The 11,868-nt window shown below is 67.9% G+C and carries 12 protein-coding genes and 1 pseudogene; 5 read left to right on the forward strand and 8 right to left on the reverse strand.

From position 1 onward, the window contains the following. Positions 1-37 precede the first annotated feature (37 nt). Positions 38-403 (reverse strand): hypothetical protein, encoded by a 366-nt coding sequence (locus ACFE64_RS08200; protein ID WP_375391973.1) that lies wholly within the window; start codon positions 401-403, stop codon positions 38-40. 84 nt (positions 404-487) lie between these two features. Between ACFE64_RS08200 and ACFE64_RS08205 the strand changes: the two genes are divergently transcribed. Together ACFE64_RS08205 and ACFE64_RS08210 are read left to right on the forward strand one after the other, a co-directional pair. Next, on the forward strand, positions 488-1,603 hold the full coding sequence (locus ACFE64_RS08205) for a sensor histidine kinase (protein ID WP_375391974.1): 1,116 nt from the start codon (positions 488-490) through the stop codon (positions 1,601-1,603). Between the two features lie 120 nt (positions 1,604-1,723). Then, complete coding sequence (locus tag ACFE64_RS08210) at positions 1,724-2,536, forward strand: LytR/AlgR family response regulator transcription factor (RefSeq protein ID WP_375391975.1); 813 nt, start codon at positions 1,724-1,726, stop codon at positions 2,534-2,536. Positions 2,537-2,575: 39 nt separating this feature from the next. Here the strand turns inward: ACFE64_RS08210 and ACFE64_RS08215 are convergent. The 3 genes and pseudogenes from ACFE64_RS08215 to ACFE64_RS08225 all read right to left on the reverse strand — a co-directional run. Continuing rightward, a pseudogene (locus ACFE64_RS08215) lies at positions 2,576-2,836 on the reverse strand (endonuclease domain-containing protein); the annotation flags it as partial. Between the two features lie 156 nt (positions 2,837-2,992). Next, positions 2,993-3,259: a DUF3297 family protein gene (locus tag ACFE64_RS08220; RefSeq protein ID WP_375391976.1), complete on the reverse strand. Its 267-nt coding sequence runs from the start codon at positions 3,257-3,259 to the stop codon at positions 2,993-2,995. Between the two features lie 105 nt (positions 3,260-3,364). Then, on the reverse strand, positions 3,365-3,718 hold the full coding sequence (locus ACFE64_RS08225) for a hypothetical protein (RefSeq protein WP_375391977.1): 354 nt from the start codon (positions 3,716-3,718) through the stop codon (positions 3,365-3,367). 127 nt (positions 3,719-3,845) lie between these two features. Between ACFE64_RS08225 and ACFE64_RS08230 the strand changes: the two genes are divergently transcribed. After that, positions 3,846-4,247 (forward strand): EVE domain-containing protein, encoded by a 402-nt coding sequence (locus tag ACFE64_RS08230; RefSeq protein ID WP_375391978.1) that lies wholly within the window; start codon positions 3,846-3,848, stop codon positions 4,245-4,247. Between the two features lie 56 nt (positions 4,248-4,303). Continuing rightward, positions 4,304-5,095, forward strand: a complete 792-nt coding sequence (locus tag ACFE64_RS08235) for an energy transducer TonB (RefSeq protein WP_375391979.1) — start codon at positions 4,304-4,306, stop codon at positions 5,093-5,095. Positions 5,096-5,101: 6 nt separating this feature from the next. Here ACFE64_RS08235 and typA read toward each other — a convergent pair whose 3' ends face one another. The 4 genes from typA to ACFE64_RS08255 all read right to left on the reverse strand — a co-directional run bounded on the left by typA (position 5,102) and on the right by ACFE64_RS08255 (position 10,599). Continuing rightward, positions 5,102-6,946, reverse strand: coding sequence for a translational GTPase TypA (gene typA, locus ACFE64_RS08240; protein WP_375391980.1), 1,845 nt, complete (start codon positions 6,944-6,946; stop codon positions 5,102-5,104). A 115-nt stretch (positions 6,947-7,061) separates the two neighbouring features. Next, complete coding sequence (locus tag ACFE64_RS08245; protein ID WP_375391981.1) at positions 7,062-7,616, reverse strand: DUF4142 domain-containing protein; 555 nt, start codon at positions 7,614-7,616, stop codon at positions 7,062-7,064. 168 nt (positions 7,617-7,784) lie between these two features. Next, positions 7,785-8,441 carry a hypothetical protein gene (locus ACFE64_RS08250; RefSeq protein ID WP_375391982.1) on the reverse strand — a complete coding sequence of 219 codons (657 nt, stop codon included), beginning with the start codon at positions 8,439-8,441 and terminating at the stop codon, positions 7,785-7,787. Beyond that, positions 8,419-10,599 (reverse strand): alkaline phosphatase family protein, encoded by a 2,181-nt coding sequence (locus ACFE64_RS08255; protein ID WP_375391983.1) that lies wholly within the window; start codon positions 10,597-10,599, stop codon positions 8,419-8,421. Before ACFE64_RS08255 ends, ACFE64_RS08250 begins: the two co-directional genes overlap by 23 nt. A gap of 215 nt (positions 10,600-10,814) precedes the next feature. Between ACFE64_RS08255 and ACFE64_RS08260 the strand changes: the two genes are divergently transcribed. Continuing rightward, on the forward strand, positions 10,815-11,868 hold a 1,054-nt coding region (locus ACFE64_RS08260; RefSeq protein WP_375391984.1), incomplete at its 3' end, for a toxic anion resistance protein.

An 11,868-nucleotide genomic window follows, 5' to 3' on the forward strand; every position in this document is an offset into this window, starting at 1 on the left:
GAACGGGACGGGTGCCGCCGATGGCGGCGCCGGCGGGTCAGGCGAAGGCGGGCGGTCCGGTGGCGGGCGGCGGCGGCGCGGCGAGCCCGCGGCCGACCATCGGCAGCAGGGCGAGCACAAGCGTGGCCGGTGGCGGCGGTGCGGGCGATACCCAGCCCAGCGGCGCGGGCGGCGGCACGATGCCCGCGACCTGCGCGAAGGGGCAGGCGTGGTCGCCCGCCCGACCTGGCATGTCATGGCGATGGTGGCCGGCCATCGCCATCGGCACACTCGCGCCGGGGCAGAGCATCACACCGCCGCCTCGCGCGGGCATCCAGCCCTCCGGCGCGAGCAGCCGCGTCGCCAGCGCGACCGCCAGCAGCAGCGCCCACCAGCGCCCGCGGGTCCGGAGAAGAGCGCGCATCATCCGCCCAGCGCCTGCGCCGCGCAACGGGCAGCGTCAACGCCTTCCGCCGCCGCCCGTCACCACCTATAACCTTCCGCAGCGATGGCCACGCTTCCCGCCTCCAATCCCCACGTCCCGCTGAACGTCCGGCCGTTCTTCGAGGACAAGGCGCGCGCCTTCTGGACGCTGCAGGCGGTGGGCTGGGGCGGCTATCTGGTGCTGCGCGGCGTCTCCGCCATCTCCAATGGCCCGTCCTTCGACGTGATCGTGCCGGTGATCGTGGAGACGATCCTCGGCTATTGCCTCACGCTGCTGCTGTCGACGCTCTACGGCCTGTATCGCACCCTGCCGCGCGTCACGGGCGTGCTGCTCACCATCGCCACGCTGGCGGCCGCGACCCTCCTCTATGCGGTGCTCGATACCGTCAACTTCTCCTACATCCAGACCGCGCAGTCGGGCCTGACGCTGACGCGGCTGCTCGCCTCGATCTACGTCACCTTCACGGTCATCGCGGGCTGGTCGGCGCTGTATTTCGGGATCAACTTCTACCTGATCGTCGAGGAGCAGATCGATCAGATGCGCGACCTGGAGCTGCAGGCGAGCTCCGCGCAGCTCGCCATGCTGCGCTATCAGCTCAACCCGCACTTCCTGTTCAACACGCTCAATTCGATCTCGACGCTGGTGCTGCTGAAGCAGACCGAGCGCGCCAACGCGATGCTCAGCCGGCTGTCGTCCTTCCTGCGCTACACGCTCGCCAACGAGCCGACCGCGCACGTCACCGTCGCGCAGGAGGTGGAGACGCTGAAGCTGTATCTCGAGATCGAGAAGATGCGGTTCGAGAGCCGGCTGCGGCCCCGATTCGACATCGATCCCCGTGTCGAGCAGGCGCGCCTGCCGTCGCTGCTGCTCCAGCCGCTGGTCGAGAACGCGATCAAATACGCTGTCACCCCGCAGGAGGAAGGCGCGGAAATCTGCGTCGACGTCACGCTGGCGGGTGAGCGGGTGAAGATCTCCGTCTCGGATACCGGGCCGGGCCTGCAGGATGGTGCCGCGCCCGCCAGCCTGTCGACCGGTGTCGGGTTGCAGAACACGCGCGAGCGGCTGGTGCAGGCCTATGGCCCCGATCAGCGGCTGACGACGCATTCGACGGCAAGCGGCGGTTTCGCCGTCTCGATCGAGATTCCGTTCCAGCTCGAAGATGCGCGGGCGGCGGCATGACGATCCGCCAGCATCCGTTCAGGATCGCTCGGGCATGAAGCATTCCCCCGCGCCGGGCGCTTCCTCCCTCGCGGCCCGCGCGGGCCCCGCTGCTCCGCCCTCCTCCCGATCCGAGGTGTCATGACCATCCGCACCATTCTCGTCGACGACGAGCCGCTCGCCATCCAGGGGCTGGAACTGCGGCTTGCCGCTCATCCCGATGTCGAGATCGTCGAGAAGTGCATGAACGGCCGCGAGGCGATCCGCGCGATCAAGACGCAGAAGCCGGACCTGGTGTTCCTGGATATCCAGATGCCCGGGTTCGACGGCTTCTCCGTCGTGCAGGGACTGATGGAGGTCGAACCGCCGCTGTTCGTCTTCGTCACGGCCTATTCCAATCATGCGCTGCGCGCGTTCGAGGCGCAGGCGGTCGACTATCTGATGAAGCCGGTCGAGGAGTCCCGGCTCGCCCAGACGCTCGATCTCGTGCGCCAGCGTCTGTCGGAGAAGCAGAGCGTCGGCGAGGCGGCCATGCTGAAGGACGCGCTGACCGAGCACGCGCCGGAGGCGGCGGCCGACCTGGCGGCCGAGGGCGCCGGCGGCAGCGACGCGATGAACGCCAACCGCTTCGAGAAGCTCATCAACATCAAGGATCAGGGCCAGATCTTCCGCGTCGACGTCGACACGATCGAGCGGATCGACGCCGCCGGCGACTATATGTGCATCTACACCGGCGAGAACACGCTGATCCTGCGCGAGACCATGAAGGACCTGGAGAAGCGGCTCGACCCGCGCCGCTTCCAGCGCGTCCACCGCTCCACCATCGTCAACCTGGACCTGGTCAAGCAGGTCAAGCCGCACACCAACGGCGAGTGCTTCCTGGTGCTGGACTCAGGCGCGAGCGTGAAGGTCTCGCGCAGCTACCGCGACGTGGTCGCGCGGTTCGTCCATTAGTCCTTCCTTCTCCCCTTCAGGGGAGAGGGTGGCCGAGCGTCAGCGAGGACGGGAGAGGGGCAGTGCGGCCGCAAGGACCGTCAGCACACCCTCAATGTTTTCCATCACGTCGGCATTGGCGAAGCGCAGCACGCGCCAACCCTGACGTTCGAGAAACGCTGTGCGTCGCGCATCATATTCTGCGGTCGTTCCATGCATATCGCCGTCCGCCTCGACTAGCAGCATGGCGCCGCGACTGGTGAAGTCGGCGATATAGGGGGCCAGCACGGTCTGGTGCCGAAACTTCCAGTTCTCGAAGCGCTTGGCTCTGAGCTAACACCAAAGCTTGGCTTCGGCCGGGGTGGGATTGCTCCGCATGTGCTTCGCTAGCGCAAGCAGCCGCTGGTCCCGCACCGCCCCTCTCCCGTCCTCGCCTGCGGCTCGGCCACCCTCTCCCCTGAAGAGGAGAGGGAATGGTCAGCCCTCCGTTGCGGCGACGCCTTCCACCCCGTCCTTGAACCAGGCCTCCACCGGCCCCGCGAGCTTGATCGTCAGCGGCCGCCCGCGGCGGTCGACCTTCTTGCCCAGCGCCACGCGCACCCAGCCCTCGGCCAGGCTGTATTCCTCGACATCCGTCCGCTCGGCGCCCTTGAAGCGGATGCCGACGCCACGTTCCAGCGCCGCCTGGTCAAAATGCGGGCTGTGCGGGTCGATCGAGAGACGGTCGGGAGGCGTGTCGGTCATGGCGCGGGCGCTTAGCCGGGCGCGCGGACGCTGCCCACAAAAAAGCGGCGCGGGACCGCAAAGCCCCGCGCCGCTCTGGCGCTTCCGCCGCGTCGCTCCCGCGGATCAGTTGCAGACGCGCGCGGGATAGGGACGACCGTAATAGTCCCAGCGGCGCTCCGTCCAGCAGCGCGGCCGATAGTCGTTGTAATAGCCGTCGTCGTAATAATAGCCGCGCGGACCCGGGCCGTTATAATAGCCGCGGTCATAGTAGCGGTTGTTGTTCGACGCGATCGCCGCGCCGACACCCAGGCCGACAAGCCCACCCAACACCGCCGCGCCGCCGGCACCGATGCCGCCATGGCGATAGCCGCGATAGCCGTAACCGCCGCGATACTGCGCCTCGGCCGGAGCGGCCGCTGCAAAGGTCGTCGCCGCCAGTGCCAGACCCAGTCCTGCTTTCTTCAGAAAATCAGTCATCTCAAGACCTCCTACTCATACCTGCCCGGTCTTCGGGAAAAACGCGCATCCCCGCGACCTTGTTGCATTTTGTAGGCGAGTCGCGCTGAATGAGGCCGGAATGGCGCGTTCAGATGGGGTTTAACCGTTGACCTATTGGCTGCTGCGATCCGAGCCGGAGACCTATGGCTGGGACGACCTGGTGCGCGATCGCGCGACCGAGTGGGACGGCGTGCGCAACCCCACCGCGCGGCTTTTCCTGAAGGAGATGCGCGCAGGCGACGAGGCGATCTTCTACCATTCCGGCAAGCAGAAGGCGTGCGTCGGCGTGATGGCGATCACGCGCGCCTGGCAACCCGACGGCGAGAAGGGCGACTGGGCGAGCGTCGCCGTCGCGCCGCTGCGGCCGCTCGCCCGGCCGGTGACGCTCGCGCAGATCAAGGCCGAATCGCGCCTCGCCAAGCTGGAAGTCCTCCGCCAGAGCCGCCTGTCGGTGACGCCGGTGCGCGACGACGAATGGGCGGTGCTGATGGCGATGACGGGCGAGTAGCGTCATCGACGCGCCGTTTAACGACGTGCAAATTACTCGAGAAAGTGGGTGCGTGAATGAGCTTGAACATCATGGTTGCCACCTTCCTAGCAGTCGGGCAGTCAGTTGCCGCCCCGCCTGCGCTCGCCCCAGTCGGCAAATGGGTGGTTGAATATAATCAGGCGAATTGTACCCTCTCCAGGCCGTTCGGGACGGCTAGCGCGCCCATCACGTTCGGGATCAAGCCATCGGCCGACATGGCGTCAGGCGAACTGTTGCTGCTCGCGCCCGGCCCGCTCGGCTCGGTGAGACGTGGCAATGGCAGCGTCACCATCTTGCCTTCCGGCGATCGCTTCGATGTGCGATGGGCGCGCGGGCCTCTCGCGGCGGCAGGTCAGCACGGCGTCCGCTTCGATGCGGATCAATCCTTCTGGGACGCGCTGCCCACAGCCAAGGAACTCGAACTGGACGTCGGAGAGCCTAATCGGATCAGACTGATACTTGGCCCCACCGACAAGGCGCTTGCGGCCGTGAAGACCTGCAGCGACGATCTGCTGCGCGGCTGGGGCGCCGATCCTGCTGCATTGATCAAACCCGGCGGAGCATGGCTCGCCAGATTATTCGGCCCAAACCAATACCCTCCAGCGGCGATAAGCGCCCATCAGCAGGGCCGCGTCCAGACCTTGTCCGTGGCCGACAAACAGGGGAAGGTGGTCAGCTGCGCAATCGTGGAAAGCTCCGGCTCAACCCCGCTAGACACCGCAACCTGCTCTATTCTGAGAGACCGTGGACGCTTCGCTCCGGGCGACGTAGGCGCACCTGCACGCCGGTACGTGGTCGTCGCGGTGCACTGGGTGCTTCCAGATTGAACCCGCTCAAGCGGCCTCTTTTGACCGCGACGCCCGCTTGCGCTCGTGCGGGTCCAGGAAGCGCTTCCTGAGCCGGATCGACTTGGGCGTCACCTCCACCATCTCGTCGTCGTCGATATAGGCGATCGCCTGCTCCAGGGTCAGCCGGCGCGGCGGCGTCAGGCGGATGGCGTCGTCCTTGCCGCCGCTCGCGCGGAAGTTGGTCAGCTGCTTCGCCTTCATCGGATTGACTTCCAGGTCGTCCGTCTTGGCGTTCTCGCCGATGATGATGCCTTCGTAGAGCGGGTCGCCGGGCGCAACCATCAGGATGCCGCGCTCCTCGAGGAACCCGAGCGCATAGGCGTTGGCCTCGCCGGTGCCGTTGGAGATGAGGACGCCGTTCTTGCGGCCCTCGATCGTGCCCTTGAACGGGCCATAGCGCTCGAAGACGCGGTTCATGATGCCCGTGCCGCGCGTGTCGGACAGGAACTCCCCGTGATAGCCGATCAGCCCGCGCGACGGGGCGGAGAAGGTGATGCGCGTCTTGCCGCCGCCGGACGGACGCATGTCGGTCATCTCGGCCTTGCGCTGGTTCATCTTGTCGACGACCGTGCCCGAATGCTCGTCGTCGACGTCGATGACGACCGTCTCGTAGGGCTCCTCGCGGCCACCGCCTTCGGCGTCGCGGAACAGCACGCGCGGGCGGCTGATGCCGAGCTCGAACCCCTCGCGGCGCATCGTCTCGATCAGCACGCCGAGCTGCAGCTCGCCGCGGCCGGCGACCTCGAAACTGTCCTTGTCGGCGGCCTCGGTGACGCGGATCGCGACGTTCGATTCCGCCTCGCGCAGCAGTCGGTCGCGAATCATGCGGCTGGTCACCTTGGTGCCCTCGCGACCCGCCATCGGCGAATCGTTGACCGCGAAGCGCATCGACAGGGTCGGCGGATCGATCGGCTGCGCGTGCAGCGCTTCCGTCACGCTGACATCGGCGATGGTGTTGGCGACGGTCGCGACCGCCAGCCCCGCCATCGAGATGATGTCGCCTGCGCGCGCCTCCTCGATCGCGACGCGCTCCAGCCCGCGAAAGCCCATCAGCTTGGACGCGCGGCCGGTCTCGATGACGTTGCCGGCATCGTCGAGCGCGTGGATCGGCTGGTTGACCTTGACCACGCCCGAGTTGACCCGGCCGGTGAGGATGCGGCCGAGGAAATTGTCGCGGTCGAGCAGCGTCACCAGGAAGGTGAAGGCGGAATCCTCGTTCAGCTTGGGCGCAGGCACGTGGGCGACGATGCGGTCGAACAGCGGCGCCAGCGTGCCCTCGCGCGCGTCCGGGTCCTCGCTCGCGTAACCGTTCCGACCGGAGGCGTAGAGCACGGGGAAATCGAGCTGCTCGTCGCTCGCCTCCAGCGTGACGAACAGGTCGAACACCTCGTCCAGCACCTCCTGGATGCGCGCGTCCGATCGGTCGACCTTGTTCACGACGACGATCGGACGCAGCCCCAGCGCCAGCGCCTTGCCGGTCACGAACTTGGTCTGCGGCATCGCACCCTCGGCGGCGTCGACCAGCAGGATGACGCCGTCGACCATCGACAGGATCCGCTCCACCTCGCCGCCGAAATCGGCATGGCCGGGCGTGTCGACGATGTTGATGCGCGTGATGTCATCGGGCGCTCCCGCCGGGGGCCATTCCACGCTCGTGCACTTGGCGAGGATGGTGATCCCGCGCTCCTTCTCCAGGTCGTTGGAGTCCATCGCCCGCTCCTCGACGCGCTGGTTGTCGCGGAAGGTGCCGGATTGACGAAAGAGCTGGTCGACGAGCGTCGTCTTGCCATGATCGACGTGGGCGATGATCGCCACGTTGCGCAGTTTCATGATGATGTCCCGGGGAAAGTTGCCCGGCGCTTAGCCGAATTGCCGCGGCGCAACAAGAAGCGGCGTCGCACAGATCGGTGCGCCGTCGCCTCTCGCCCTGCCGAACGGCCGGGGATCACATCCCCGACATCTTGCCCGCCGGCATGTTCATCATCTTGTTGGCATTGGTCAGGTGCTTCTGGACGATCGGCACCGCCGCCTTGGCCGACATGCGCAACGGCGCCTGATCGCCGCTCGCGGCATAGCTCTGGTGCAGATCGAGCGCGGCCTGGTGCGCCGGTCCCTGCTGCCCGAAATAGAGCCGGTCGAAATCGCCCGCCGATGCGTTCTGGAGCTCCGCGATCGAGGGCTGCGCGCCCGGATCGAGCATCGGCGGGGGCGGGTTCATCCCTGCCTTCTTGGCTGCCTTGATCGTGGCCGCCGTAGTCTTCTGGTGATCGGCGATCAGGGTCTGGGCGAAGCGCCGGGTCGAGGCGTGGGGCGATTTCTGCAGCGCGATCTGGCTCGACTGGATTTCGAACTGATCGCTGGCGCCCGCGGCCATGACATAGGCTGCGGCGGACGTCTTCGCCTCGGGCGGCGGCGGCGGCGGTGGTGTCTGCGCCAGGGCGGGGGTGGCGACGCTGGTCAACGCCAGGCCGAGCGCGAACCCCGAAAACTTGATCTTCATTAACTTTCCTCCTGCTTTCCGAGCGACTTGCCGTGCCGCGACAACACCGGCGGGCGATGTACGTTCCCGTCTGATGGCGCCTGGGCCGCCGGTCGTCATCGCTCACCGGCCCGCCGTCGGGGGCGAGTGCCGGCGCCCGGCCGCGGGTGGGCAGGTCGCTCGCGCCGTTCAATCGCCGGAAATGTCGCGCGTCGCGTCGTCGTGGATATAACCGCGGTCGGCGAGGCGGAAGGTGGCGGCGGCGATCGGCCCGCGGTCGATCGCCAGCACCCGCCAGACGGGGCGGCCCGGCCCGGTCGCGATCAGCAGCGGCAGGTGGTCCGCCGCGTCCCAGCAGACCGACGCCGTGTGCCCCGCCTCGCGCAGATCGTACCAGCGGCAGGGCGCGGGCGTGCGCGGCATCGCATGCAGCGGCGCGCGCGGACGCAGCTGATAGGCGGCGCGCGGGTGGCGTAACCCGTGGCCGAGATCGAACCAGTCGGTGAAGTTTCCCACCCGGTACAGGCTCGTGCGGTCGACCCGCGTGCTCGTGCGCCGGCGCGGATCGGCGATCTGCATCGTGAAATCGGGGCCGCCCGGCGCGTGGCGCACCAGCGTCGCTACGCCGTCGTCGGTCACGCGCTTCACCAGCCGGTCGCGGTCGCGCCAGACCTCGAGCCGGTGGACGCCGGTCGCGGTGCGATAGAGGACGCGATAGTGGAGCTGCGCCGGCTCGCCCCGGCTCGCGAACACGCTCTCGAAACTCGGTGGTGCGGCGGGCGCGGCGGCGACAAGCAGCACCGCCGCGCCGGCCATCGCCGCCCTACTGCCGCCGCGCACGGGCATAGTCGAAGTAGCGATAGGTCTTGCCGTCGGCGGTCGTGAGATCCTTCACCTGCAGCAGGATGGTATAGGTCCCGCCCGTCAGCGCCGTGTCGCGCGTCGCGCCGGTCGGGTCGGTCGGCAGCTCGAAGGTCAGGCCCGTCGCCGCGCTGGCCGGCTGGATGGTCGACGCGACCACCGCCGGCGGCACCGTGCTGAGCGGGTTGGCGAGCGCCTCGTTGATCACGCGACCGTCCGCCTGCGGCATCGTCAGGCCGAGCAGGTAGGCGGCCGTGGGTGCCACGTCGACATTGCCGGTGGGCGTGGCGACGGTGATGCCCTTGCGGAACGACGGACCGAAGGCGATCAGCGTGTTGTGCACGTCGGTCGGTCCGAAGCTGCCGTGCATGCCGCGCTGGCCGCCGACATCCTCGAACTCGATGCCGGTCTTGCCCTGCACGGTCGCCGTCTCGTCGAACGCCATGCTGACGATCACGTCCGGCTGACCGTTGTCGCGCCGGTTGCCGTTCTCCAGATTGACCTGGCTCATGGCGAAGGTGCCCGGCAGGGCGCCGTAGCGGCTGTCCACGAACACCGCGCCATATTCCTCGCGCTGCTGGAGGAACTTGACCAGGTTGCGGACGGTGCCGGCATCGTGGCTGGGAACGTAGAAATAGTCGGAGCCGTTGTTGTTGGCGACGACGATGCCGGTGGCGGGCAGGTTGCCCGGGCCGGGCACGCGGAAGCTCGCGACCGGCGTCGGCAGCGCCGCGGAGACCGCCTGGTATCTGGTGTTGGCGGCCCCGCACAGGGCGCCCGTGGCGTCCAGCCGCACCGGCACGGTCGGCGTCCCGTTCGCCTGGAGGCCATACATCGCGCTCGTGCCGCAGGCGGCGCCGTCATACGCCTTGAACCCGCGATAGGTCAGCAGGTCCGCGGTGTGGACGTCGCCGGAGAAGCTGAAGCCGGTGGTGCTGGCCGCGCCGAGCGCCGCCGCGCTGGTGCCGCTGGTGGCGCCATTGACGGCGGGACCGTTGGGCGCGGTCGCCGACCGCGTGATCGCGCGCAGCGGATAGAGTGCCAGCGGCCCCGAGACGGTCGAGTGCGCGTGGTCGGAGACGACGATGACGTTGGTCGATCCGTCGATGCCCTGCGCCTTCAGCGCGGCCATCAGCTCGCCCAGCCGCGTGTCCTGCGAGCGCAGCCCCGCCTGCGCATTGGCGCTGCCGGGGCCGTAGCCGTGCTCGACATTGTCCGGCGTGCGGAACCAGATGAGCGACAGCATCGGGTTCTTCTTGGGCAGGATGTAGCTGGTATAGACGCCCATCATATACTTGTTGGCGGCGTCCTCGGGGGCGCCCTGCGTCGTGTCGCTCGAATCGCGCGCCGCCACCGTCAGCGCGCCGGTGGGATCGTAGGCGGTGGTGTTGAAGGTGACGTAGCCGGCGCGCGCGGTCGGGCTGCCATTGGCGGCGCCCAGGGTCACCGCGTCGGTACCCGCATAGTTGAAGACCGTGTTCGCCGGCAGCGCGATGTTCGCGGCCTGCAGCTCGGTCACCAGGCTGCCCGGCTGGACGGTATTCTCGTCGAGGAAATAGCCGCCCTTGTTCAGGTCCTGGATGAACGCCGCGCCGGATTTGCCGATCGTGGCGGTGGTCATGCCCGCCGCCTGCGCGGTGGCGAACAGGCTGCGGACGAGCAGCAGCTGGCCGCCATAATAGGCGTTGAGCGTGGTCAGGACCTGATAGTCCTCCGTGAACACCGGATTGACGTAATCCTGCGGCGTGCCGCCGGCGGTGTTGCCGACGGGGATCGCGTTCCCGCCCTGCGGCGGCGTCCAGAAGGTGTTGCCGTAGAAGCCGGTGGTCTTCGGGAACGAGCCGGTCGCGAACGACGCGCCGTTCATCATCGTGAAGGTGGGGTAGGTCGAGTGGTTGTCCGTGAAGTTCACGCCCGCCTGCTGCATCGCATACAGGTTCGGCGTGTTCGCCTGCGTCACGTCGTCCGGGCGCAGGCCGTCCCAGACGAAGATGATGGTCCGCGTCGCGGTCTGCGCGGTCGGGCTCGGCGCGGCGACGGGGGTGGACGAGGACGGGACGGTCGTGCCGCCGCCCCCGTCGTTGCAGCCGGCAAGCAGCGCGGCGGCGGTCACCAGCGTGAGCAGGGGCGAGCGCAATGTCATCGGTGTCCTCCCATGGACGCGCATGGGAGGCGGCGGCGCGACTCCCCTCTTCAGCGGCGTTGACCTTGGCTATGGGCTGCGCGTGACACCGCGGTGACCGTTGCGTGACGCTAATGTGGCGGGGTTGGCGGTCGGCTCGTACTGTTCTACATAAGCAACACAGTTGAATGCGGTCGCACGCTCGGTCACATGGGTGCGGCCCTAGGGAGATGACGATGGCGACGGACGCGACCACGATCACCGCCGACAAGCCGCTGACGCTGACCCCGCCCGATCCGGTGCCGGTCGTGCAGGCCGAGAAGGCGACAGGGCTGGTGCCGGTCGCCACCGACGTGAAGTCGAAGCTGGACGAGCGCGTCGAGGGTTTCGTCACCGATCTGGTGGCGCAGGACGTCAACTCGCCCGAGTTCGGCCGCCGCGTCGACGCGATCACCGCGATGGGGCAGAAGGAGATCCGCGACGCCGCCGGCCAGTCCAACCGCTTCCTCGACCGGCCGGTCCGCGCGATGGATCAGGAGGGCGGCGTTGGCAAGGACCTGGCGCAGCTCCGCCGCGTCGTCGAGGACCTCGATCCGGGCAAGAAGGGCAACCTCACCGCGCCGCAGAAGCTGTTCGGGATCATCCCGTTCGGCAGCAAGCTGCGCAACTATTTCGACAGCTACAAATCCGCCCAGACGCATATCAGCTCGATCCTGAAGAGCCTGGCCTCGGGCAAGGACGAGCTGCTGATGGACAATGCCGCGATCGACACCGAACGGCAGAACCTCTGGGCGGCGATGGGCAAGCTGGAGCAGATGATCCACCTGTCCAGGTCGATGGACACGCGGCTGGAGGACAAGGCCAACGAGCTCGACGCGACCGATCCCGCCAAGGCCAAGGCGATCCGCGAGACCGCGCTGTTCTACACCCGCCAGCGCACGCAGGACCTGCTGACGCAGATGGCCGTGACGGTGCAGGGCTATCTGGCGCTCGACCTCGTCAAGAAGAACAATGTCGAGCTGGTGAAGGGCGTGGACCGCGCGTCCACCACCACCGTCTCTGCGCTGCGCACCGCCGTCACCGTCGCGCAGGCGCTGACCAACCAGAAGCTGGTGCTGGAGCAGGTGACGCAGCTCAACACCACCACCGCCAACATCATCGATTCGACCGGCAAACTGCTCAAGAGCAATACCGCGCGCATCCACGAGCAGGCGGCGAACGCGACCATCCCGCTGGAGACGCTGCAGCGCGCGTTCCAGAACATCTACGACACGATGGACGCGATCGACA

The organism is uncultured Sphingomonas sp. (assembly GCF_964250165.1).
Classification (GTDB): Bacteria; Pseudomonadota; Alphaproteobacteria; order Sphingomonadales; family Sphingomonadaceae; genus Sphingomonas.

What these genes read in the sequence shown, in the direction of transcription:
- ACFE64_RS08200 (WP_375391973.1), bottom strand. Translation starts at nt 403, where the DNA reads ATGCGCGCTCTTCTCCGGACCCGCGGGCGCTGGTGGGCGCTGCTGCTG.
- ACFE64_RS08205 (WP_375391974.1), top strand. Translation starts at nt 488, where the DNA reads ATGGCCACGCTTCCCGCCTCCAATCCCCACGTCCCGCTGAACGTCCGG.
- ACFE64_RS08210 (WP_375391975.1), top strand. Translation starts at nt 1,724, where the DNA reads ATGACCATCCGCACCATTCTCGTCGACGACGAGCCGCTCGCCATCCAG.
- ACFE64_RS08220 (WP_375391976.1), bottom strand. Translation starts at nt 3,259, where the DNA reads ATGACCGACACGCCTCCCGACCGTCTCTCGATCGACCCGCACAGCCCG.
- ACFE64_RS08225 (WP_375391977.1), bottom strand. Translation starts at nt 3,718, where the DNA reads ATGACTGATTTTCTGAAGAAAGCAGGACTGGGTCTGGCACTGGCGGCG.
- ACFE64_RS08235 (WP_375391979.1), top strand. Translation starts at nt 4,304, where the DNA reads ATGAGCTTGAACATCATGGTTGCCACCTTCCTAGCAGTCGGGCAGTCA.
- typA (WP_375391980.1), bottom strand. Translation starts at nt 6,946, where the DNA reads ATGAAACTGCGCAACGTGGCGATCATCGCCCACGTCGATCATGGCAAG.
- ACFE64_RS08245 (WP_375391981.1), bottom strand. Translation starts at nt 7,616, where the DNA reads ATGAAGATCAAGTTTTCGGGGTTCGCGCTCGGCCTGGCGTTGACCAGC.
- ACFE64_RS08250 (WP_375391982.1), bottom strand. Translation starts at nt 8,441, where the DNA reads ATGCCCGTGCGCGGCGGCAGTAGGGCGGCGATGGCCGGCGCGGCGGTG.
- ACFE64_RS08255 (WP_375391983.1), bottom strand. Translation starts at nt 10,599, where the DNA reads ATGACATTGCGCTCGCCCCTGCTCACGCTGGTGACCGCCGCCGCGCTG.